Genomic DNA, 23699 nt, shown 5'->3' on the forward strand with positions numbered 1-23699 from the left:
AAAAAGGCGCGGCCCTCAGCCGCGCCCTCGTCTCTCCTAAACCGCGCCCGCCTTCTGCGCGTAGTCCCATGACGCCTTTGACAGCGGCACGGTGCGCTTGGCGGATTCCAGCGCCTTGGCGTTGGCTGCGGTGCCGTCGCGGACGCGGCCGGCGATGCCCTGGGTAATGCCGGCGAGGCGGAACAGATTGTAGGCGAAGTACCAGTTGAGATCCGGCACCGTCATCTTGGTGACGTTGCAATAGATCTGCGCAGCCTCCTCCACGCTCGGGATGTTGAGCGTCTTGAGGTCGGCGCCATGCAGGCCCGGCATGATCCACTGCATCAGCAGATAAGTGAAGTCCGCCATGGGATCGCCAAGCGTCGACAGCTCCCAGTCGAGCACGGCCTGCACGCGCGGTTCCGTCGCATGGAAAATCATGTTGTCGAGGCGATAGTCGCCATGGACGATCGAGACGCGCGCCTGCTCCGGCACCGTCTTGGGCAGCCATTCGGCGACCTTCTCGAACTCCGGAATGTGCTGGGTCTCGGACGCCCGGTATTGCTTGGTCCAGCGGTCGATCTGGCGCGCAAAATAATTGCCCGGCTTGCCGAACTCGCCGAGGCCGATCGCGACGGGATCGTACATATGGAGCTTTGCCAGCGTCTCGATCTTGCTGGTGAAAATCTTGCGGCGCGCGTCGTTATCCTGGCTCGGCAGCGTCGGATCCCAGAACACGCGGCCGTCTTCCATCGACATGATGTAGAAGGCCGAGCCGATGATGCTGTCGTCCTGGCAGAGCGCGTAGGCGTGCGCGACCGGAAAGCCCTGCTTTCCAAGGGCGGCGATGACGCGATATTCGCGATCGACCGCATGCGCGGACGGCAGTAATTTGCCGAACGGCTTGCGGCGCATCACGTAGGAACGCTTCGGCGTGTCGAGCCGGTAGGTCGGATTGGACTGCCCGCCCTTGAACTGGAGGACGACCAGCGGTCCCTCATAGCCCTCGACGTTGTCGCGCATCCAGGCTTCGAGCCGCATCTCGTCGATGCGATGACGCTCCTCGACCGGCTTGGTGCCCGAGAACTCTTCGTCTTTCCTGACGCCGTCAGCCACGGTGACGCTCCCTCTTCAGTCCGAACATGATCCTAATCGGTAACCACTGACGCACTTGCGTCAAGCGGTCATCCGACGCGGATCATGCTCTGTCGTTTCTTCAAGTCGGGAGCGCTTCCCGCTTCTCCCGCTTAGTGCTTGGGAGAATTGGCATACTTCCGAACTTCGAGCCTTGCAATGGCGCGATTGTGCACCTCGTCCGGGCCGTCGGCGAGCCGCAGCGTGCGGATGCCGGCGTAGTCCTTGGCAAGGCCGGCTTCATCGGAGACGCCCGCACCGCCGAAAGCCTGGATCGCTTCGTCGATGATCTTCAGCGCCATGTTGGGGGCTGCGACCTTGATCATGGCAATCTCGGCCTGCGCGGTCTTGTTGCCGACCTTGTCCATCATGTCGGCAGCCTTCAGGCAGAGCAGACGCGTCATCTCGATGTTGGTGCGAGCTTCGCCGATGCGCTGCTCCCACACCGAGTGCTCGACGATCTTCTTGCCGAAGGCGGTGCGCGACATCAGACGCTTCACCATCTTCTCCAGCGCTTCCTCGGCCTTGCCGATGGTGCGCATGCAGTGGTGAATACGGCCGGGACCGAGACGGCCCTGCGCGATCTCGAAGCCGCGGCCCTCGCCGAGCAGGATGTTCTGCTTCGGCACGCGCACATTCTCGAGCAGCACCTGGGCGTGGCCATGCGGCGCATCGTCGAAGCCGAACACGGGCAGCATCTTCTCGACCTTGATGCCGGGCGTATCGAGCGGGACCAGGATCTGCGACTGCTGCTGATGCTTGGCCGCGTTGAAATCGGTCTTGCCCATCAGGATCGCGATCTTGCAGCGGGGATCGCCGACGCCGGACGACCACCATTTGCGGCCGTTGATGACGTAGTGGTCGCCATCCTTCTCGATGCGGGTCTCGATGTTGGTGGCGTCCGACGAGGCGACTGCCGGTTCCGTCATCAGGAAGGCGGAGCGGATCTCGCCGTCCATCAGCGGACGCAGCCATTTGCGCTTCTGCTCCTTGGAGCCGTAGCGCATGAACACTTCCATGTTGCCGGTGTCGGGCGCGGAACAGTTGAACACTTCCGAAGCCCAGGAGATGTGGCCCATCTGCTCCGAGAGCAGCGCGTATTCGAGATTGCTCAATCCCGCACCACGGAATTCATCATCTTCATGCTCGTTCGGCGGCATGAACATGTTCCAGAGGCCCTCGGCCTTCGCCTTCTTCTTGAGATCTTCCAGAACCGGAATCACCTTCCAGCGTTCGCCGCTGTGATCCTGCTCGTTGTAGATCGGCACCGCCGGACGCACGTGCTTGGCCATGAAGGACTGCACGCGGTCGAGCCATTCCTTCTGCTTGGGGGACAGATCGAAATCCATGGGACGCTCCTCGGTCTCGCTTTGAAAGCCTGTTTTGCGCCGGACTGTCCTCCCGCGATGCGCGGCCCGCAAGCGCCATTCCGGCTGCTAGCAGATGCCTGATGGAACCCGCGGCGCGTTGATGCGGCGCAATTCCATCATGCGGATTGACTTTCTCCGGCCTTCAAACGATAGTTTCATACAAGTGTTTGAATTGCAACTCCCTCCCCTGAGGGCATCCATGGCCAGCGATCATACGAGGTCTGCCATTCTCGCCGCCGCCGAACGGCTCTACGCCGATCGCGGTTTTGGCGACGTCACGCTGCGCGACATCGTCGCGGAGGCCAACGTCAATCTGGCTGCGGTGAACTATCATTTCGGCTCGAAGGACGAGCTGATCGCGGAATTATTTGTCACCCGCTCGATCGCGACCAACCGCGAGCGCCTGCGCGAGTTGAAGGCGGCAGAAGAGCAAGGCGGCGGCCGCGCGCCGATCGATGTGATCTTGCGCGCACTGGTCGGACCGACCTTGCGCGGCTGCCTCGGGCCGGAGAACCAGCGCTCGACCGCGGCGCGCTTCATGATCCGCGCCTCGATCGAATCCGTGCCGCCGATCCGCCGCATCAAGAACCGCGAGATCGACCATTTGCGGAAATTCGCAGGCGCGATGCGACGGTCCCTGCCCGACCGCAGCGACGTCGATATCTATTGGGGCCTGAATTTCGCACTCGCGATGGCGCACCACACCATCCGCGAAAGCGAGCGCCTGACAAAGCTGTCGGAAGGCCGATGCGATCTCGACGATGTCGAGGACGTGGTCGCGCGCGTCGTCAGCGTCGCGACGATGGCGCTGACGGCGGGCAAGGCGGACACGAAGGCGCCGTCAAAGGTTGCTGCGCGCTAGTGCGTCACATCATCGCGATGCAGTCGATCTCGACATCGAAGGGGCCGAACCATTCGGGCGTGACGACGAAGATCCGCGCCGGCGGATCGACCGGGAAATGGCGCGCGTAGATCGCGTTGAACGCGGCGAAATGCCTGGTCGAGGTGCAGTAGACATTGCACTTCATGACATTATCCAGCGACGCGCCGGCCGTCTCCAGACAGAGCTTCATCTGCTCCATGATGATCTCGCTCTGCCGCTCGATTCCCATCCCCCCGATCTCGCCCGTCTCCGGGTCGAATGGCGGAAGGCCTGCGACGAAGATCATGTTGCCGGCGCGCGTCACTGGCGAGGCCGGTGCTTTCACGCGATCGAGAAAGGACGAGATCGGTTCGACGCGGAGCGCTTCGCGTTTCATGGCGGTCACCTTCGGTTCAAGCGAGACTGGTGCCTGACTACATTAAATTGCAGCGAGCATGTTTCGCTTCTGATCGAAGTGTGATCGCCGGCGCGGGCTAGGCCCGCTGCGGCATCTCCTCAGCCTCTTCCTTGGCGAGCAGCAGCAGCATCTCGATGCCCATCTCGCCTTCCTGCGGCGAACGGATGAACTTGATTTCTTCGGCGCTTTGCCGCAGCGCGGCAATGATCGCGACAGCCTGGTTGGCCGTCGCTGCCTCGGTCGCCAGAATGGCCTTCTGGTCTTTCGCTTGGAACCCGATGGTGTAGGACATGCACTTCCCTCCCGAACTTAAGTGAGAGAGATCGAATCTGAGTCGCGCGCGAAGCGGAAGCCGGATCTACTACGGACCGTGTTTGTCTGGGGATTGCGCGCAAGCCCCACACAAGGCCACGAGGTCGTCATGCTTCCGTCACCAGTTGATGCGCAGCGATCCGGTGCCCGCATAGCTCTGGCCGACGTTCGAGAATTCGCCGGTGAAGCGCGCCGACAGTTCCGACCAGCTGTTGAGCACCAGGCGCGAGCCGAGCTCGACGCGGGCTGCATCGCTCGCAGCGCGTGCACCCTCGACGGTGAAGGCGGTCACCGGCAGCGACTCCAGCGCCGCAGTGACACCGCGGGTCGGCGAGAACTCGTGCACCCAGGCCAAATTCGCGAACGGCATCCACATCACGCCACCTCCAAGGTCGTAACGCGCGTCGAACTTGCTGCCGAGGAACAGCGGCAGCGACGATACGTTGCGCGCGGCATAGCTGAGGCCGAGCACGCCGGGGCCTGCGCCGGTCACGCTGCTCTCGGTATAGCCCGCCTGCCACAGCCGCGCCGCCTGCAGCGCGGCGAACGGCGTCGCCGCGACCGCACCGAAATCACAGGTGTGGCCGATCTCCAACCGTCCGCCGAACTGGTCGCTGCCGAACGATCCCCGGGCGATCTCATCGGCGCCGACGCCGGTGATGGTGCGCGTCGTCGAATTGTTGAAGTGGCTATAGGCGAGCTGCCCCGAGACATAGGTCGCTCCGAAACGCTGCATCGCATAGGCACCGACATGGGCGCCGTCGAGCCGCCCCGAGGTGACGCGATCATCGACATTGAACGTCGCGCTCGAGCCGCCGCCAGCGATGCCGACGAGAAGGTCGGGATTGACGAGGTGATCGACGCCGGCCGCGCCGCCTCCAATCCGGTCGCTGAAACCGGCACTGGCGGTTGCCGCATCGCCCGTGAGCGACTGCCCGGCGCCGAAGCCGGAAACCCAGGCGTGCCACTGCGGTTGCACAAGCGGCGCCTTCAGGGCGTTGAACGCCGAGGTCACCGGCCGGGCCTCGGAGTAACCGAGCGCGCCCGATCCCGCCACGCCACCGCGGCCGCCTGCACGCCAGGCGTTCATCTGACCGTCCATGGTCTGGCCGAACATGCCGGCTGCGGCGAAGGCGGTATTCTGGGTGCCGCTGGTGCCCTCACCCGAGAGCTTGTCGAGTACGCCCAACGAGCCGGCCACGAGCAGTTGCGAATAGAACGCTGCTGCTGTGCCGGTGAGCGCCGGAGAGTAACCTGCCTCGAGTGCGTTGCCGACCGCGCGCTGGTTGGCCGTTTCCCCTGTGACGGCACCAAATCCCTGACGCAACAGGGTCACGTCGACCGAACCGGCGTTGTAGGTCGCGGCCGCCGTGAAGAACGCGGACGACGAGGTGACGCTCGAGAACTGCCCCGTTACCGCACCTCCGCTCTGCACCACGTTCGTGTAGGTCGTCGTGGTCTGATAGAGGCTGGCCTGGACCACGGCCCGGAAGGTGCCGGCAAGCTGGGCAGCGTCCTGGGCGTAGAGGCCGTCACGGTTGCCGGCACCGTCGACACGCAGCGCGAGGACGCCCTGCCCGTTCTGGATGAAGGTGCCGCCGAAGCTGATGTTGCCGGCCGACATCGTCGTCCCGGGGGTGCTGATGGTGACCAGCCCGTTATTGGTCAGGGTGTTGCCCGTGCCAATGAAGAACATGGTGCCGTCGAGCGTGCCGTTATTGGTGATGCTGTTGCCGGTGGTGCCGAACGAGAACAACAGCTGGTTGTTGACGCCCGCCCTGATCGTTCCGTTGTTCACGAGCGTGTTGCCGGCACCGGCGATGCCGATCGCGAGGCTGTTCGGCCCGCTCGCCAGGATCGTGCCGGTGTTGGTCACGGTATTGCCGTTGTCCCAGATACTGACGCCGATGCTGTCGTTACCGGCCGCGTTGATCGTGCCGCTGTTGGTGAAGTTGTTCGACGTCAGCAGAAAGATGCCCTGGCCGTTGGTGCCGCTCGCGCTGCCGATCGTGATCGTACCGGCGTTCAGGATCGTGTTGCCGATGCCGTTGGTGGAGATGCCGGTCGAGCCGGTGCCCGTCAGCACGATGGAGCCGGTATTGGCGACGGAATTGCCACTGCCGAGAACATCGATACCGACGCTCATGTCCTTCGAGCCGCTGATCGAACCCGAGTTCGAAACGCTGTTGTTGTTGCCGAGCATGAACATGCCGGACGAATTGGAGCCGATCGCGATCGTCCCGTTGTTCGCGAAGGCATTGTTGTCGGTCCCGGTCATGCCGACGCCGCTGTCGCCGACCGACATCGCGCCGTTATTGGTCGCGGTATTGCCATTGCCGAGATTGATCGCGATCACGCCTGAGGGGACCGTGATCGAGGCGCCAGGCTGAACGGTCACGGCCAGGTTGGTCTCGGTGCCGGTGCCGAAACCGGTGCTGGTCGCCCCGCTGCAGGTGACGTCGTTACCCGTCTGCACGCAGGCGGCCCGGGCCGGCGCCGGTGCCAGGCTCCCGAGGGCCGCGACCGTCAGGGACGCAGCGATCGTCAGGCTTGTCCAAAACCCCTTCAGAGACCGCCCGGCATCGAATGTCGCTTGTGGCAGCAGCGTGTGGCGCGTCCGGCCGAACGTCGTTTTCATGAGGCATTCCCGAGTCTTGCAGCGACCGAAGCGGCCGATTGCCGCACTTGACCCGGAGCGGTTCTGACTGTCTTGGCCTCGTCGGCACCGCATCGGCTCGCGCGGCACCAATCTGAAATTTCTTCGAACCCGTGTTGCGTCGGCGCCACTATCGCGCGGAAAATATTGTCGTAGACGGAACGGCTTCGAACGCGATGACGCAATCGCGCGTCAAAGGTTCGAGACGACGTTTTCTGGCGGGGGCCAATGCAGGACACAGGATCGCTTCAACGCGCACGAATCTCCACAGACGCTTTTCCGGAAGCCAGGCGGCTTCAGATGTGGCGCGAGGTCTACGGGCGCGGCATCGCCTCCGTCGACATCGAGCCGATCGGAGATACCCCGTTCCGGGCAGAGGTGACCTTCAGCCGGCTCCCGGGCATCAGCATCGCCGCCGGCTCACGCTCTGCGGCGCATTACCGCGCATCCAAGGATCTTGCGGCGCGGGGCAAGGACTTCATCGTCATCAGCGTGCTGCGCGCGGGCCGCGCCAGCGCGACCCAATTTGGCAAGGAGCTGATCTCCGGCGTCGGCAGCGCCAGCGTCATTGCCCCGCTGGATGCTTCGACCAGCACCATGCTGACGGAGGGCAGCTTCGTCACCCTGCTATTGCCACTGTCGACGATCGCGCGCCGCGCTCCACATTATACGCAAGCATTCGGCCGCCCCATTCCGAGCTCCAACGCCGCACTGCATCTTCTGAACCGCTATGTGGACATCGTCGCCGACACCTCAGTGTCCGATCCCGCGATCGCGCGCAGCGTATCCGAACACATGCTCGACCTCGCCGCGCTCGCGCTGGGCGCCCATGGTGACCATGCCGAGTTCGCGCGGATGCGCGGCGGCACCGCCGCACGCCTGACCGCGATCAAGTCGGACATTCTCCAGGCGCTCGGCGAAAGCGGGCTGTCCACTGAGGCCATCGCCATCCGCCACGGCATCTCGCCACGCTACGTGCGCAAACTGTTCGAGCAGGACGGCTCGTCATTCTCGAGTTTCGTGCTCGCCGAGCGGCTGGCGAAGGCCCATCGCATGCTGGTCGACCCGCATTTTGGCCATCTCAACATCGCGCAGATCGCCCACGAGAGCGGCTTTAGTGACGTGTCCTACTTCAATCGCACCTTCCGGCGCCAATTCGGAAACCGTCCGTCCGATTTTCGTGAGGCTGCGAAACGCGTGTGGGGCGAGCAGCGGGACTAGCGGCCTTACGCCAACCCGAGCATCGCGCGCGCGTCCTGAGCGGTCGCAACACTGGCGCCGAGGCTCTTCAGAATCCCCGCGGCATGCGCGACCAGCTCGGCATTGGTCTTCGCCAGCACGCCCTTCGACATATAGAGATTGTCCTCCATGCCGACGCGGACATGGCCGCCGAGCAGCCAGGCCTGCGCAACCATCGGGAATTCGGCGCGGCCGATGCCGAAGCCGGACCAGATCGCGCCCGGCGGCAGCAGGCTGCGGGCATAGAACATCGTCTCGGGCGTCGCTGAGAAGCCATACTTGACGCCGAGCACCAGCGAGAACAGGCCGGGCCCCTTCAGCGAGCCGTCCGCGAGCATGTCGCGGGCAAGATGGCAGTCGCCGGAATCGAACAGCTCGATCTCCGGCAGCACGCCGACCGCCTTCATCCGCTCCGCCATGATGCGCACATTGCGCGGCGTGTTGATCACGACCTCGCCGCCGGAATTCATGGTGTTGAGGTCGAGCGTGCAGATGTCGGGCTTCAGCAGCTCGATATGCTCGACGCGCTTTTCGGGATGCAGCAGCGTGGTGCCGGGGCCGGCGACGCGCGGATCCTCGATCGACGGCACGAAACGCCCGCCGGGGCCGGTCGTCAGATTGATGACGAGGCTCTTGTTGCGGGCACGGATCCGCTCCACGACGTCGCGGTAGAGATCGATCGACATCGACGGCCGCCCCGTGGCGGGATCGCGCACATGGATGTGGGCGATGGCGGCGCCAGCTTCGGCGGCTTCCAGCGCGGATGTCGCGATCTGCTCGGGCGTGATGGGCAGATATGGCGACTGCTCGGGCTTTGTCAGGTTGCCCGTGATCGCGCAGGTGATGATGGTTTTACCTGATGTCACGGCTAGATGATCCCCTGCTTCTTCAGCTCCTCGATCTTCCCCGCGTCAAAGCCGAGCTTGCCGCCGAGCACCTCCTTTGTGTGCTCGCCGAGCAGCGGCGGCGCACGGTAGGTCTTGACCGGGGTCTCCGAGAAGGTCAGCGCGTTGCGGATCAGCGACAGATTTGGCTCGAAGGGATGGTCGACCTTCACCCGCATGCCGCGCGACTGCACGTGCGGATCGGAAAACACCTGCTCGAAATTGTTGATCGGCCCCGACGGGACGCCGGCCTCCTCCAGCTTGTCCAGCCAATAAGCCACCGGCTTGGTCAGGAACAGGCCGGCGAAGATCGCCATGATCTCCTTGCCGTGCACGACGCGGTCGTTGTTCTTGATGAAGCGCTTGTCGTTGGCGAGTTCGGGCTGGCCGAGCACGGCGCAAGTGCGCTGGAACTGGCCGTCATTGCCGACCACCAGCATCAGCTCGCCGTCGGTGCAACGGAACACGCCGGCCGGCATGCCGCCATTGCCCCAGGTGCCGCGGCGCGGCGGCGTCTTGCCGTTGACGAGGTAGATCTGCAGCCAGTGCGACAGCGACGCGATGACGGTGTCGAACAGGCAGACGTCGATGTGCTGTCCCTGCCCGCCATTGGCGTCGCGATGGTAGAGCGCCGACAAAAGCCCGATCGAGGTGTTCATGCCGGTCATGTAGTCGACGATCGACGGACCGACCTTCATCGGCCCCTCGCCGGGCTCGCCGTCGATATGACCAGTGACGCTCATCAGGCCGCCCATCGCCTGCAGGATGGCGTCATAGCCGGCGCGCGGGGCGTAGGGGCCGGTCTGGCCGAAACCGGTCACCGAGCAATAGATGATCCTGGGGTTGATCGCCTTGATCGTCTCGTAGTCGAGGCCGTAGCGCTTGAGGTCGCCGACCTTGTAGTTCTCCATGAAGACGTCGGCGTCCTTGGCGAGTTCGCGGATGATCGCCTGCCCCTCGGGCTTGGCGATGTTGACAGTGACCGACTTCTTGTTGCGGTTGGCGCAGAGGTAGAACGAATTGTTGTTGTTGGCCTTGCCCTCGGGATCGGTCAGGTAAGGCGGGCCGAAGGCGCGCGCATCGTCGCCGGTGCCGGGCCGCTCGATCTTGATCACCTCAGCGCCGAGATCGCCCAGCATCTGGGCCGACAAGGGCCCGGCGAGCACACGCGTGAGGTCAAGGATCTTGATGCCTGAGAGCGGCAAGGCCGACATGTCGATTTCCTCCGGGAACTGGATATTGGCGCGGCGGCGAGATCGCGGACCGCGCTCCCTGCGGATACACCATTTTGGGGTCCCGAGCACTGCGCGCTGGGCATACGGCCATCCCCCGTCCCGCAGCAGAGGTAGCACGCGGCAGCGAATTTCCGCTCCGCGAATATTATCCGGTCGACCTCAGGTCGCGGCTGCCGCAGCCAAATGCGGGCGCCGCCGTCCGAGCAGAATCAGGATCAGCACCGTCGCGCAGGAAAAGGCCAAAGTGAGCCCGAGCGCGCCGCGGCTGCCGAACTGGGTGAGCAGGCCGGCCAGAAGCGGCGGCGAGATCGCGGATGCCAGATTGAGCGGCAGCGCGATCATCGACATCGCCTTCGCGAATTCGGCCTGGTCATAGAACACGAGCGGGATCGTCGCCCGCGCCACCGCCATGGCGCCGCTGCCGGCACCATAGAGCAGGATGAAGGTCGCGACCGCCCAGGTCGCGCCCTCGCTCAGCATCAGCAGCACCATGGCAACGGGCAGCGCGGTGCCCGCAACGAGCCCGGTGGTGATTCCGTCCCATCGGCCACCGCCGAGGAAGTCGAGGCCGCGCGCGCTGACCTGGATCACACCCAGCATCGAACCGAACGCAAGGGCTTGCGCCGGCGCAAGGCCTTCCGCCCGCAACAGCTCGATCAGGATGGCGCCGATGCCGAAATTGACGAAGGCATTCATCGTGATCACGCAGACGACGAGACCGAAGGTGCTTCTTGGAATCGCAGGCGGCGACGCAGCCTTGACGGCCTCGCCACCATCGTCCGTCGTAATTTTCCGGCGCGGCGCGAGAAACGCATAGAGCGGAAGGTTGATGGCGAGCATCATCGCTGCATAGACCAGACAGGTCCCGCGCCAGCCGAGCCAGGCGCTGAGGAACGACGTGGTCGGCCAGAATATGCTGCTGGAGAGACCCGTCACTAGCATCAGCCCGCCGATCGCATTCTTGGCGCCCCGTCCGGCGACCTCGTTCAGCATGATATAGGCGCCGGTCGACAACGTGGCGCTGCCGCCCATGCCGAGAATGACCCAGCCGGCGAAATAGAGCATCGGCTCGCGCGCGAAGAACAGGACGGCGTAGCCCGGCACGGAGACAACAGTGCCCACCATCATCACCTTGCGCGCACCGTGCCGCGCAAAGGCCTTGGCGAGCCAGGGCGCGCACAGGCCCATGGTGACATAAAGGACCGAGCTGCCCGCAAACACCGCCGGCAGGCTCAGGCCGAGATCGGCCCCGAGGTCGCGACCGACCACGGCCGGAAGGCCGATCGTCCCCCATCCGATGAGTTGGGTGATTGCCAGCACCAGCAGGACCCCGATGAGCCTGCCGTCAGATTTCAAGAACCGCATTCCACTCGTCGCCTGCCCGGCAGGCGCCGATCACGCCTGTAAGCTTTGTCTTACCGGGAGACTCAGCTTACGGGAATGTCGGTTCCGAATGGCAGAAGGCAGCCAGAAGCATGCCAGGAGAAGGCAGTAGCCCTATCCCGCGAGCCCGAGCAGGGACCGCGCCTCGGCCGCGCTCGCGACGCGCCGGCCGTGGCGTATGACAGCCTCGGCGGCGATGGTCACGAGCTCCGCGTTGCTGGCGGCGAGGCGCGTCTTGTCGATCCTGACATTGTCTTCGAGCCCGGTGCGAACCGCGTCGGCGCCACGCTTGAGCGCCCAGTCCATGACCTCGGCCTGATGACGTCCAATCCCGGCCGCGGTCCAGGTCGCTTGCGGGATCAGCCGCCTGAGCTCGGCCAGCAGGATGTCGAGAACATGTTCGTCCGCCGGCATCGCGTTCTTGACGCCCATGACGAATTGCACGTGCGGACGCGTATCCATCAGCCCGGCCTCGATCAGGCGGCGCGCGCCATGCAGATGCGACAGATCGAAGATCTCGATTTCCGGCCGAATGCCATTGGTCTTCATGCCGCTAGCGAGAGTGTCGACCAGGGCCGCGCTGTTCTCGTAGACAATCGTTGGAAAGTTCACCGACCCGGTGGAGAGTGAGGCCATGTCCGGCTTCAGATAGAGCGATGATCCACGCGCCGAAGGATCGCGGCCGCGCCCGCCGGTCGAGAACTGCACGATCATGCCAGGACAATGCTTCCTGATCCCCTGCTGCACCAGGGCAAAGCGCTCCGGATCGGAGGACGGCGTCTCGTCGTCGTTGCGGACATGGATATGGGCAAGCGTGGCGCCGGCTTCGAAGGCCTGGTGCGTCGACTCGATCTGTTCGGACGGCAGGATGGGCACCGCCGGGTTATCTTTCTTGCGCGGAACGGAGCCGGTGATAGCGACAGCAACGACGACGGGGTTCATCCCTTGACCTCATGATGATCGCGCTCGCGCGCACAAAGTTCGATTATTTAGTCACATAAAGCGTGAAGCCCTGCCGCTGCAAACACGATCGATTGCAACGGCATTACCTTCGCTGGTTCTATCAGGTCGTCACCGCGGCCGCACCGCCCGCGGCTTCCGCACGCTGCCGCTCATAGTCAGCCCGCGGCATCGGAACGGCCCTGGGATTGCCGAGATCGTCGATGCTGATCCGGTAGGTTTCCCGGGCCGTGACGGCTGCCAGCGCCGCGATGACCGTGATGCCGAAGGCGATCGCCCCGACCGTCAAGGGAATGTTGGCGGAGCCGGGAGGCGCCACGGTCGCAAACAAGGCCGGAAGCAACGCGGTGATGGTCGTGCCGATGTTCTGCGAGATCGCCATCGCCGAAACACGGGTCCGCGTCGGGAACAGTTCCGGGTAGAAGCTCGGGAAGATCGCGTTGTAGCCCTGATAGACGACGCCCCACATCAGGAGCGACAGCAGGATTGCCAACGGCACGTTCTTGATGCTGATGGCATAGAGATAGCCGAAGGCGAGCAAGCCGGAGAACAGCGCACCGACGATGATCGGAGGCTTGCGGCCGACCTTGTCGGAGAGATTGCCGACGAAGGGAATGACGAACACCGCCAGCATGTTTCCGAGCACCGGGATCCACAGATAAACGTCCTTGGCAAAGCCGATGCCGTAGGCCGGCTGCACCGCGTAGGCCGCACCGAAGATGGTGGCAACGACCGGAATGACGTTCATCAACGCCATGCAGATGACCCTGAGCATGTCGCGCCAGCTCAGCTTGATGGCCTGAACGATGGGCGCCCGCGGCGTTTCTCCGCGCTCGCCCTCGCGGGCAAAGGCAGGCGTCTCGTCGACTTCGCGACGGATGATGTAGCCGGCTACGATAACGAAGAAGCTGAGCAGGAACGGAATCCGCCAGCCCCAGCTGTTGAAGGCTTCGTTCGGCATGTAGGCCGCCAGCGGCAGGAAGACGGCGGCCGCGAGAATCTGTCCGGCCTGCACGCCCTGAAGAGCGAAGCTGGCATAGAAGCCGCGCCGGCCGAACGGCGCGTGCTCCAGGATCATCGAGCTCGCGCCGGAGATTTCGCCGGCCACGGCAAATCCCTGGATGAGGCGCAGGATGACGAGCAGGATCGGCGCCAGGATGCCGACCTGGTGATAGGTCGGCAGGATACCCACCGCCATGGTCGAGATGCCCATCAGGAACATGCAGACGATCAGAACGGTCTTACGACCATGGGTGTCGCCCCAATGTCCAAGGACGAAGGCGCCGATCGGACGAGCCACATAGCCGACGCCGTAGGTCGCAAGCGATGCGACGATGGCGACGGTGGGATTTTCCGATGGGAAGAAGATTTGCGGGAAGACCAGCGACGCAGCCGTCGCGTAGATGAAGAAGTCATAATATTCGAGAGCCGACCCGATCCAGCCGCTCGCAGCGGCCTTCCTGGACTGACTCATGTCTTGGATCGCGGTCATCTCAAAAATTCCTCCACTGGTTCGCCGGCGTCCCGTTGGCGGGCTTCTTGGAGAAATTGGGCAGCACTCTCCGCGCGCTCTGCGGACTCTCCGCAAGCGCTTGTCGTTGCCGATAGGTATTTGATTGAGCGCAACAATAAGCTTTCACCGGGCTAACACAATTACCCAGTTATACGATAAACCTAACATGATGTTATCTGCGCCGGAGCTCTAGGTCAGCGGTCGGCGCGCGGACGAGCGGCACGGCATGCCGCCGCGGAGAATCAATTGCCAGGCGGCGCGGGCCGTTGATCGTGCGAGGCGGCTAGCTGCCGAGCACGTTCTCGCCCGCCTCGCGGCCGGGCACGCTGACGTGCACCTCATGTCCCTGGCGAAGCGCCAGCGAGGCGGCTGCGACCGCCGATTCAAATGCGGATTCCTTGGTTGCGTATTTGCCGTTGACGTTGCCGTCGTGCAGCACGCCCCACTCGTCCTGGACCGGTACGATCGCGTATTGGGCAAGGCCCATCATCCCTCTCCTGTCGCTGCGTGACCTTATCGTTGAGTCACTTGCGGATGCGCCGCTGTCACCCGCCACACCGTGTTGCCGCTGTCATCGGCCACGAGCAGCGCGCCGGTCTTGTCGATGGCGACGCCGACGGGCCGGCCGCGCGCATGGTTGTCGTTGTCGAGGAAACCGGTGACGACGTCCTGCGCCGGGCCGCTCGGCTTGCCGTCCGCGAACGGCACGTACACGACCTTGTAGCCGTTCAGCACCTGCCGATTCCAGCTGCCGTGCTCGCCGACAAACGCGCCACCGCGATAAGCCTGCGGCAGGCTGGTGCCGGCGGAGAACGCGAGTCCGAGCGGGGCGACGTGCGAGCTTAGCGCATAGTCAGGAACAATCGCCTTGGCGACGAGATCCGGCCGCTGCGGCTTGACGCGGGGATCGACGTGCTGGCCGTAATAGCTGTAGGGCCAGCCGTAGAAGGCGCCGTCCTTCACCGACGTCATGTAGTCCGGCACGAGGTCGGGCCCGAGCTCGTCGCGCTCGTTCACCACGGTCCATAGCGCACCGCTCTGCGGCTCGAAGCTGAGGCCGTTCGGATTGCGCAAGCCGCCGGCAAAGATCCGCCAGCGGCCGCTGGCGCGATCGACCTCGAGAATGTCGGCGCGATTGTGCTCGGCCTCCATCCCGTTCTCGGTGATGTTGCTGTTGGAGCCGACGCCGGCATAGAGCTTCGAACCATCGGGACTCGCGACCAGGCTCTTGGTCCAGTGGTGGTCGATCGGCCCGCCCGGCAGCGGCGTCAGCACCGTGCCCGGCGCGGTGATCTTGGTATCGCCTTCAGTGTAGGGATATTTCACGATCGCGTCGGTGTTGGCGACGTAGAGATCGTTGCCGACCAGCGCGACGCCGAACGGCGAATTGAGATGGTCGAGAAAGACGCCCTGCATGTCGGGGACGCCGTCGCCGTTGGTATCGCGCAACAGCGTGATGCGGTTACTCTCGCCGGTGTCGCCGCCCGAGGTCGCCCAGGACTCGATGAAGCCCATCACGATCTCCTTGGGTCGCTTGATGGCGGCGGCCTTCGGCGCCTTGGACTCCACCACCAGCACGTCGCCATTGGGAAGAACATACAGCGAGCGTGGATGCTGCAAGCCGGCGGCGAACACCTTGGCCTGCAGGCCCGGCGCAACCGTCGGCGTCTCGTCCTTTTTCCAGCCGACAATGCGGGCGATGTGCATCGGCGGCAGCAAATATTGCTGGATGTCGGGCAACTTCGGATTGGCGCCGATCTGTGCCTTGGGATCGCCGCTACCGTCGTTGCAGCCGGCGAGACACAAAATCGAAGAGCACAACAGCGCGCGGGTGAGCAGGGATGTCATCGTGCAATTCCTACCCCGTGGCGATAGACCAATGCCCAGCCGAGCCAACCTGTGACCGGCAGGATCAGGACAGTGAGCGCCGAAAGAACGAGCCCCCACGGCCACACGGACGTCCAGGCGTCACGGGTGTGGATGGCGGCGTTGATGATGGCCAGGATCAGCGCCACGGCATTGCCGATCAGGTGCGGCCAGGCCGGTGCCTGCGCGCGGACCAGGCGGTTGCCGAGAAAGTCGGTCAGGCCCGCGATCGCGGCCAGCACGCCGAAGATGACGCCGACAACCAGAAGCCAGGCGGAGAAATCCGCCCACATGATCTCGGCGGTGACGACATAGGCGATGTCGGTCAGCAGCGCGCCGATGAAGCATGCAATGGGGATCGGCACCAGCATCGGATGAATGGGATGGCCTGCGATTTGCGCGGTGGAGCGCACGCGCACAGCTTCTTGCACGGTTGACCTCGGTGTTACCCACCCGATCGGCCAACTCGTGCTGGGAGCGATGGTTCCTACGATTGTGCCGCGACGACCAGACCGGCTTGATACGCCGCATAGGCTTTCTTCAAGCCATCGTGAAGCGAAGTCGTCGCGCGCCAGCCAAGCTTTGTCAGCCGCCCGATATCGAGCAGCTTGCGCGGCGTGCCGTCGGGGCGCGAGGTGTCGTAGGTGATCTCGCCGCGATAGCCGACGATCTCGGCGACCACGCGGGCGAACTCGGCGATGGCGATGTCTTCGCCGGTGCCGATGTTGATCAACTCTGCGCCGGAATAGGTCTTCATCAGGTGCACGCAGGCATCGGCCATGTCGTCGACATAGAGGAACTCGCGCCGCGGCGTGCCGGTGCCCCAGACCACGACGCTCTTCGCGCCCGACAGCTTCGCCTCGTGGAAGCGGCGGATCAGGGCTGCAACGACGTGGCTCAGCTCGGGGTGATAATTGTCGCCGGGGCCGTAGAGATTGGTCGGCATCACGCTGACGAAGTCGCTACCATACTGGCTGCGGTAGGCCTCCGCCATCTTGATGCCGGCGATCTTGGCAATGGCGTAAGGCTCGTTGGTCGGCTCCAGCGGGCCCGTCAGCACGGTGTCCTCGCGCAGGGGCTGCGGTGCGAGCCTCGGATAGATGCAGGACGAGCCGAGGAACATCAGCTTCTCGGCGCGATTCACATGCGCGGCCTGGATCACGTTCGCCGCGATCGCGATGTTGTCGTAGATGAACTCGGCGCGCAGCGTGTTGTTGGCGACGATGCCGCCGACTTTTGCCGCGGCGAGGAAAACCACCTGCGGCCGCACGCGCGCGAACCAGTCGAACACCGCGGCCTGGTTGCAGAGATCGACCTCGCGCCGCTCCGCCGTGACGAGCTTCACGTCCTCCCGCGCCAGCCGGCGCGTAATCGCGGCGCCGACCATGCCGCGATGGCCGGCGACGTAGACGCTCTTGCCTTTCAGCTCAAACGGTGCGCTTGCCATTCGCGATGTCCCGTTTGGCCTCGGCCAGATCGCTCGCCATCATCTCTTCGACGAGCTGCGCAAAGGTCCGCTTCGGCTTCCAGCCGAGCACCTCGCGCGCCTTGCTGGCGTCGCCGATGAGAAGATCGACCTCGGTCGGACGGAAATAGGTCGGATCGATCTTCACCACCGTCTTGCCGCTCTTGGCATCGACGCCGGTCTCGTCGATTCCCGCGCCGCGCCATTCGAGGCGACGGCCGACCTGCGCGAAGGACAGCTCGACCAGTTCGCGCACCGAGCGTGTCTCGCCGGTGGCGAGCACGAAATCGTCGGGCTTGTCGGCCTGCAGGATCAGGTGCATGCCCTCGATGTAATCCTTGGCATGGCCCCAGTCGCGCTTGGCCTCGAGATTGCCGAGATAAAGCGTCTGCTCAAGCCCGACCTCGATGCGCGCGACAGCGCGCGTGATCTTGCGTGTGACAAAGGTCTCGCCGCGGACCGGGCTCTCATGGTTGAACAGGATGCCGTTGGAGGCAAACATGCCGTAGGCTTCGCGGTAGTTCACCGTGATCCAGTAGCCATAGAGCTTTGCGACGCCGTAGGGCGAGCGCGGATAGAACGGCGTGGTCTCCCTCTGCGGGATCTCCTGCACCAGGCCGTAGAGCTCGGAGGTCGAGGCCTGGTAGAACCGCGTCTCCTTCTCCATGCCGAGGATGCGGATCGCCTCCAGCAGGCGCAGCACGCCGATGGCGTCGGCGTTGGCGGTGTATTCGGGGCTCTCGAAGCTGACGGCGACGTGGCTCTGGGCGGCGAGATTATAGATCTCGGTCGGCCGGATCTGCTGCACCAGGCGGATCAAATTGGTCGAATCCGTCATGTCGCCGTAATGCATCAGGAACGGCACGTTGCCGACATGCGGATCCTGGTAGAGATGGTCGACGCGTGCGGTGTTGAACGAGGACGAGCGCCGCTTGATGCCGTGCACGACATAGCCGAGCGACAGCAGATGTTCGGCAAGATAGGCGCCGTCCTGGCCGGTCACACCGGTGATGAGAGCGACCCGCTCAGCCATGTCCTTAATTGCTCCCAATAGCGCCCGTGGGCGCTACCATTCGGCCGACCCACCGTCAAAACTTCTCCTTCTTTGACATATCGGCCGCTGAGGTCAACCTCACAGGCGCGCCCGGGCCTGTTTCCCGGGACGCTCCTCTCGAATTGGGCCGCTATCAGCAAAAATTGCGAAATATTACTGCGAACGGTCCGACGTCCAGCCCTTGTAATCCTTGATATTGTCCCGGGTCACGAGCTTCGACGGCAGCAGCTCGACGGTCGAGGCCGGCTTCTGCCCACCGAGAATGCCGACACCGACCTGCACGGCGCGGCGCGCCATGAAGAACGGATCCTGCGACGCTGACGCCTGGATCTGCGGCGATGCCGGATCCTTCAGCGCGGCTTCGATATCCGGCGCGCCGTCGACCGCGGTGATGATGATGCCGCTGCGGTTCTGCTGGCGTGCCGCAAGGTCGGTGCCGATCGCCTGCGGGTCATTGATGGCGAAGATGGCGTCGATCTTGGGGAAGCGGGTGAGATAACCCTGCGCGACGGTGAGGCCACCCTCGCGCGATCCCTTCGCGTCCTGGTCGCTGGACAGCACCTTGATCCCCGCATTCTTCGCGAAGACGTTCTTGCAGCCGGTGACGCGGTCGATCACGGCGGAGACCTGCGGCCCGTTCTCGATGATGACGTCGCCCTTGCCGCCGAGCTTGTCGACGATGTACTGGCAGGAAATCTCGCCGGCCTGGACGTTGTTGGTTGTCACCGTCGCATCGGCACCTTCGGCCGCGGTGTCGACCGCGACGACGACGATACCCGCCGCCTGCGCCTTCTTGATCGCCGGCCCGATCGCCTTGGGATCACCGGGGTTCAACAGGATCAGGTCGACGCCAGCGGCAATGAAATTGTCGATCTGGGTGACCTGCTTGCCGAGGTCGTATTCGAAACCGACGGTGGTGATCTTCACATTGGGATTGGTCTTCTTGGCCTCGAATTCGGCGCCCTTCGACAGCGCGACGAAGAACGGGTTGCCCATCGACCCGAGCGAAACGCCGATCGACTTGAGCTCCTTGGCAGAAGACGGCGCGGTGGTCAGGGCAAGCGCCATCGCGGCGCCGGCGAGCATGGTCATCTTCAACATTGGCTTCCTCCCTGGTCTGTCCTTAATCCGGCACGGCAGACCAGTTGCCGTAGCGGAATTTCGCATCACACGGCGCGCATTCAGGTGCGCGCGAAGCCTTCAGGTTCTGGCAGAGCCTTTTCAGAGCCTTTTCAGGTTCTGGCAGAGCCTTGCAGCCGATAGCGATCCAGCGCCACGGCGCCAATGATCACCAGACCCTTGATCACATATTGCCAGATGTCGGAGACGCCAGTGAGGATCAGGCCATTCGAGAGCACGGCGATGATCAGCGCGCCGACCAGCGTCCCCCAGATCGAGCCGATGCCACCGACAAAGGACGTGCCGCCGAGAATGACGGCGGTGATGGCGTCGAGCTCGTAGCTTTGCCCGAGCTGCAGACCGTTGGCCGCGTAGAGCCGCGCCGCCTGCATGGCGCCGCCCAACCCCGCCAGCAATCCCGACACGCCATAGACGAAGATCACGACGGCCCAGACCTTGATGCCGGCCAGCCGCGCCGCGCTCTCATTGCCGCCCACCGCATAGATATGCACGCCGAGCACGGTCCGGCGCAGCACCAGCCACGAGACCAGGATGACGAGCAGCGCGATCACCGAGAGCCATGGGATCGACGCCACGCCGGGCACGAGCGTCAGCGAGCCGTTGCCGATGAAGGCGTAGGGAATCGACGGATTGAACACCGTGGTGTCGGCGCCGAGCAGCCGCGCCAGGCCGCGCACGGCCGTGAGCGAGCCCAGCGTGACGATGAAGGGCGGCAGGCGCAACAGCGCGATGAGTGCACCATTGATGACGCCGAAGCCGAGCCCGGTGAGAACGGCGACCGGCAGCCACAGCGCGTCAAGCTCGGGCAGTTTGGAAATCGTCAGGCCAGCCATTGCCGACGCCGCCAGGATCGAGCCGACCGAGAGATCGATGCCGCCAGTCAGGATGACGAAAGTCATGCCGGCAGCAAGCACGGTGTTGACGGCCGCCTGCTGCAGGACGATGCCGAGATTCTGTCCGGTGAAGAAACGGCCGTCCGACAGATAATGAAAGCCGGCGCAGAGCAGCAGCAGCACCGGCAGCATGCCGGCGGCGCGGATCAGAAGCCTGATGCGCTGGCGCTTGGTCTCCTGCGCGGCGGCAAGGCCGTTTGCCGTGGCGGCCTTCGCCTGCGTCGATCCGTTGTCAGGCATCGAGATGCTCCGTCCCCGTGGCGAGGGCCATGATGTCTTCCTGGGTTAATGGCGCCGTCTCGGTGCGCCTGACCTCGCCCGCGACATGTCCCGACCGCATCACGATGACGCGATCGCAGATGCCGATGATTTCAGGGAGATCGGACGAGATGACGAGGATCGCGGTACCGGCCTTGGCAAGATTGTCGATGATCGAATAAATCTCGGACTTGGCGCCGACGTCGACGCCGCGCGTCGGCTCGTCGAGGATCAGGACCTTTGGCGCGATGGCGAGAAGCCGCGACAACAGCACCTTCTGCTGGTTGCCGCCGGAGAGGCCACCGGCGGGGACGCCGACATTGGCGGCGCGGATGCTGAGTCCGGTGAAGGCCCTGTCGGCACGCTCGCGCGCCTTGTCGCGATCCAGGAAGCAGCCGAACTTGGCATCGCGCCCGAGCACGGCGAGATTGATGTTGTCCAGACACGACATGTCCAGAAACAGGCCGAGCGCCTTCCTGTCTTCCGTCAGGTAGGCGATGCCGGCCTCGAGCGCTTCGCCGGGCGTGCGGATGTCGATCGGCTGGCCTTCGAGTTCGAGACGGCCCGAAATTCTCGGCGCCGCGCCGATGATGAGATGCGCAAGCTCGGTGCGCCCGGCGCCGATCAGGCCGGCAAGCCCGACCACCTCGCCCGCATGCACGGTGAGCGAGCAGCCCTTGACGCGCAACCCGTCGGCCATGTCGAAAGCGCTGAGCACGGGGTGCCCTTTCCCGGCCTCGGGATCGTGATCTTTCTTGTAGAAGGACGAGACGTCGCGCCCGACCATCATGCGAACGATGGCGTCGGCGCGGATGTCCTGCTTGTCGAGCGAGCCGACCAGGCGGCCGTCGCGCAGCACGGTGACGCGGTCACCGAGCGCATAGACCTCGTCCATTCGGTGCGAGATGTAGATGATGGCAAGCCCCTCGGCACGGAGCTGACGGATCAGCGCAAACAGCCGATCGCTTTCGCCGGCTGACAGCGCGGTGGTCGGCTCGTCCATGATCAGGATTTTCGAGCGCGCGTGCAGCGCACGCGCGATCTCGACCAGCTGGCGCTGGCCCATGGAGAGATGCGCGACCAGCGTCGACGGCAGGAAGTCCGCCCCCAGCCGCTCCAGGATCGGGCCGACGCCTTCGCGCATGGCACCACGTGCCAGCAAACCTGAACGTGAGAGCTCGCGGCCGAGATAAATATTCTCCGCAACGCTCAGATTGGGGGCCAAAGACAGTTCCTGATAGATGATCGAGATGCCTGCGGCACGGCCGCCAAGCGGGCCTTCGATGCGCGCCGGCTTGCCCTCGATCCGGATCTCGCCGCCGGGATCGGGCCGGTAGGCACCCGACAGGATTTTCATCAGGGTCGATTTGCCGGCGCCGTTCTCGCCCATCAAGGCATGGATCTCGCCGGCGTAGACGGTCAGGTCGACCGTGCGCAGCGCCTTGATGCCGAAGAAGGATTTTGAAACTCCCCGCATCTCGAGGATCGGATCGTTCATCGTGCCTCCCGGCACACAATGCGTTTCCTGTCCGCATCTCGTTTTCCAGGCGCGGTTCAGCCATTAAACAAAAGGCCGTCGCGCAGGGCAACAGCGAACAGGCAGAAATGCGCAACCAAAGCGATGCTAATTGCGCGGCCGATACAGCTGGCGCCAGGCGGGAAGCCGTTCGGCATAGGATTCGACCAGCGCGCGATCGGGTTCGAAGGTCTCGACGCGTTGCGGAGGCGTGCAGACGGTTTCGATTGCCTCGCCCGTGACAGCAAGCCGCCCCAATCTCGCCGCACCGAACGCCGCGCCGGTTTCACCGTCGGCAAAGCGATGGATCGGGACATCGAGAACATTGGCCAGCACCGACAGCCAGAACCGGGACCGCGAACCGCCGCCGATGACATCGGCCTCCGTCACCGCAATGCCGGCATCGCCGAGCGCATCCCGGCAATCGGCGAGCGCGAAGCCGACGCCCTCGAGCACGGCCTGCACGATCGCAGCGCGGTCGGAGCCATGACTCAAGCCATCGAGCATGCCGCGCACGACGGGGTCGTCATGCGGTGTCCGCTCGCCGGCGAGATAAGGCAGGAAGCTCACGGGAGACGGCCCCTGCGGGCGCGCGCCCAGCGGCGCCAGCAGCTCGGTTTCGGTGACGCCGAACAGCCGCGCGGCCCAGGCCAGACACGAGGCCGCCGACAGGATCGCGCCGGCCTGAATCCACATTCCAGGGATCGCATGGCAGAACGTGTGGACCACGCGGTCCGGATTGGCGGCGATGTGGCTGGTCGGGGCCAGCAAGGCGCCCGAGGTTCCCAGCGAGACGAATGCGGTTCCGGGGCGGATTGCGCCGATGCCGATGGCACCCGCCGGATTGTCGCCGGCGCCGCCCGCGATCATCGGGCACCTCGCCATGCCCCAGCGCTGCGCCAGTTCGCTGCGCAATGTGGCTGCGGGTGCGCACCCCTCGACCAGGCGCGGCATGTGCGTGCGCGACAGGCCTGTCGCGGCCAGCGCCGCATCCGACCAGTCCCGGCGCGCCGCGTCGAGCCACAGCGATCCCGACGCGTCCGAGACGTCCTCGATCGCCTCGCCCGATAGCACCAGCCGCAGATAGGCCTTCGGCATCAGGACGCGTGTCGTCGCCACGAAAATCCCGGGCTCGTGCCTGGCGATCCAGAGCAGTTTCGGCGCCGTGAATCCGGGCATCGCCTTGTTGCCGGTGATCGAGCGCAAGGCCGGCCAGCGCTGCTCCAGGATGCGGCACTCCGCGGCGGAGCGTCCGTCGTTCCAGAGGATGCAAGGCCGCAATGGCTTTTCGCTCGCGTCAAGCAGCGTGGCGCCATGCATCTGGCCGGAGAGCCCGATGCCTTCGACGGCCGCCAGCTCTTTTCCGTGCGATGCCTTCAAGGCGTCCAGCGTGGCGAAGGTCGCCGCGAGCCACTGCGCGGGATCCTGCTCGAAATAGCCAGGCTGCGGCGAGGCAATCGTCAAGGCCCGACTCTCGCTCGCGATCACGCGCTGCGCGCCGTCGACGAGAACGGTCTTGACCGCCGAGGTGCCGAGATCGATGCCGAGATACATGGCGGATA

Annotated in this window: 21 protein-coding genes; 2 read left to right on the forward strand and 19 right to left on the reverse strand. The window is 64.5% G+C overall.

Going from position 1 to position 23699, the window contains the following annotated elements; translation table 11 throughout:
- Positions 1-36: 36 nt before the first annotated feature.
- A complete protein-coding gene (locus tag K3F49_RS01475; protein WP_234678991.1) occupies positions 37-1095 on the reverse strand; it encodes a phosphotransferase family protein in 1059 nt (352 codons plus the stop codon).
- 131 nt (positions 1096-1226) lie between these two features.
- On the reverse strand, positions 1227-2462 hold the full coding sequence (locus K3F49_RS01480) for an acyl-CoA dehydrogenase family protein (protein WP_234678992.1): 1236 nt from the start codon (positions 2460-2462) through the stop codon (positions 1227-1229).
- Positions 2463-2682: 220 nt separating this feature from the next.
- Here K3F49_RS01480 and K3F49_RS01485 point away from each other — a divergent pair, with 220 nt between their 5' ends.
- On the forward strand, positions 2683-3345 hold the full coding sequence (locus tag K3F49_RS01485) for a TetR/AcrR family transcriptional regulator (RefSeq protein ID WP_234678993.1): 663 nt from the start codon (positions 2683-2685) through the stop codon (positions 3343-3345).
- A gap of 4 nt (positions 3346-3349) precedes the next feature.
- Here the strand turns inward: K3F49_RS01485 and K3F49_RS01490 are convergent, their stop codons facing one another.
- From K3F49_RS01490 to K3F49_RS01500, 3 genes are all read right to left on the reverse strand, one after another.
- Positions 3350-3742 (reverse strand): RidA family protein, encoded by a 393-nt coding sequence (locus K3F49_RS01490; RefSeq protein ID WP_234678994.1) that lies wholly within the window; start codon positions 3740-3742, stop codon positions 3350-3352.
- A 97-nt stretch (positions 3743-3839) separates the two neighbouring features.
- Positions 3840-4055, reverse strand: a complete 216-nt coding sequence (locus K3F49_RS01495; protein WP_028141051.1) for a hypothetical protein — start codon at positions 4053-4055, stop codon at positions 3840-3842.
- A gap of 138 nt (positions 4056-4193) precedes the next feature.
- Complete coding sequence (locus K3F49_RS01500; RefSeq protein WP_234678995.1) at positions 4194-6713, reverse strand: autotransporter outer membrane beta-barrel domain-containing protein; 2520 nt, start codon at positions 6711-6713, stop codon at positions 4194-4196.
- A 318-nt stretch (positions 6714-7031) separates the two neighbouring features.
- Between K3F49_RS01500 and K3F49_RS01505 the strand changes: the two genes are divergently transcribed.
- Positions 7032-7952: an AraC family transcriptional regulator gene (locus K3F49_RS01505; RefSeq protein ID WP_234678996.1), complete on the forward strand. Its 921-nt coding sequence runs from the start codon at positions 7032-7034 to the stop codon at positions 7950-7952.
- Positions 7953-7957: 5 nt separating this feature from the next.
- On the opposite strand, the gene K3F49_RS01510 is transcribed toward K3F49_RS01505, so the two are convergent.
- The 14 genes from K3F49_RS01510 to xylB form a co-directional block, all read right to left on the reverse strand.
- A complete protein-coding gene (locus tag K3F49_RS01510; protein WP_234678997.1) occupies positions 7958-8836 on the reverse strand; it encodes a BKACE family enzyme in 879 nt (292 codons plus the stop codon).
- Positions 8837-8838: 2 nt separating this feature from the next.
- Positions 8839-10068, reverse strand: a complete 1230-nt coding sequence (locus K3F49_RS01515) for a CaiB/BaiF CoA transferase family protein (protein ID WP_234678998.1) — start codon at positions 10066-10068, stop codon at positions 8839-8841.
- A 180-nt stretch (positions 10069-10248) separates the two neighbouring features.
- Positions 10249-11454, reverse strand: a complete 1206-nt coding sequence (locus tag K3F49_RS01520) for an MFS transporter (protein WP_234678999.1) — start codon at positions 11452-11454, stop codon at positions 10249-10251.
- Between the two features lie 132 nt (positions 11455-11586).
- On the reverse strand, positions 11587-12414 hold the full coding sequence (locus K3F49_RS01525) for a BKACE family enzyme (RefSeq protein ID WP_234679000.1): 828 nt from the start codon (positions 12412-12414) through the stop codon (positions 11587-11589).
- Between the two features lie 121 nt (positions 12415-12535).
- A complete protein-coding gene (locus K3F49_RS01530; RefSeq protein ID WP_234679001.1) occupies positions 12536-13924 on the reverse strand; it encodes an MFS transporter in 1389 nt (462 codons plus the stop codon).
- A 304-nt stretch (positions 13925-14228) separates the two neighbouring features.
- Positions 14229-14432, reverse strand: coding sequence for a hypothetical protein (locus K3F49_RS01535; RefSeq protein ID WP_234680552.1), 204 nt, complete (start codon positions 14430-14432; stop codon positions 14229-14231).
- Positions 14433-14458: 26 nt separating this feature from the next.
- Positions 14459-15793 carry a PQQ-dependent sugar dehydrogenase gene (locus K3F49_RS01540; RefSeq protein WP_234679002.1) on the reverse strand — a complete coding sequence of 445 codons (1335 nt, stop codon included), beginning with the start codon at positions 15791-15793 and terminating at the stop codon, positions 14459-14461.
- Positions 15790-16242, reverse strand: coding sequence for a DUF2231 domain-containing protein (locus K3F49_RS01545; RefSeq protein ID WP_234679003.1), 453 nt, complete (start codon positions 16240-16242; stop codon positions 15790-15792). Before K3F49_RS01545 ends, K3F49_RS01540 begins: the two co-directional genes overlap by 4 nt.
- Positions 16243-16298: 56 nt before the next feature.
- Entirely contained in the window at positions 16299-17258 is a 960-nt protein-coding gene (gene fcl, locus K3F49_RS01550; protein WP_276575349.1) for a GDP-L-fucose synthase, read from the reverse strand.
- Positions 17239-18309, reverse strand: coding sequence for a GDP-mannose 4,6-dehydratase (gene gmd / locus K3F49_RS01555; protein WP_234679004.1), 1071 nt, complete (start codon positions 18307-18309; stop codon positions 17239-17241). The genes fcl and gmd overlap by 20 nt, the downstream gene beginning before the upstream one ends.
- A gap of 174 nt (positions 18310-18483) precedes the next feature.
- A complete protein-coding gene (locus tag K3F49_RS01560; RefSeq protein WP_234679005.1) occupies positions 18484-19431 on the reverse strand; it encodes an ABC transporter substrate-binding protein in 948 nt (315 codons plus the stop codon).
- A 131-nt stretch (positions 19432-19562) separates the two neighbouring features.
- A complete protein-coding gene (locus K3F49_RS01565) occupies positions 19563-20603 on the reverse strand; it encodes an ABC transporter permease subunit (RefSeq protein WP_234679006.1) in 1041 nt (346 codons plus the stop codon).
- The gene (locus K3F49_RS01570) at positions 20596-22119 is read right to left on the reverse strand and encodes a sugar ABC transporter ATP-binding protein (RefSeq protein ID WP_234679007.1); all 1524 of its coding nucleotides are present in this window, start codon (positions 22117-22119) and stop codon (positions 20596-20598) included. Before K3F49_RS01570 ends, K3F49_RS01565 begins: the two co-directional genes overlap by 8 nt.
- Positions 22120-22245: 126 nt before the next feature.
- The gene (gene xylB / locus K3F49_RS01575) at positions 22246-23691 is read right to left on the reverse strand and encodes a xylulokinase (protein ID WP_234679008.1); all 1446 of its coding nucleotides are present in this window, start codon (positions 23689-23691) and stop codon (positions 22246-22248) included.
- Positions 23692-23699: the final 8 nt, after the last annotated feature.

It is taken from the genome of Bradyrhizobium monzae (genome assembly GCF_021458635.1).
GTDB lineage: Bacteria > Pseudomonadota > Alphaproteobacteria > Rhizobiales > Xanthobacteraceae > Bradyrhizobium.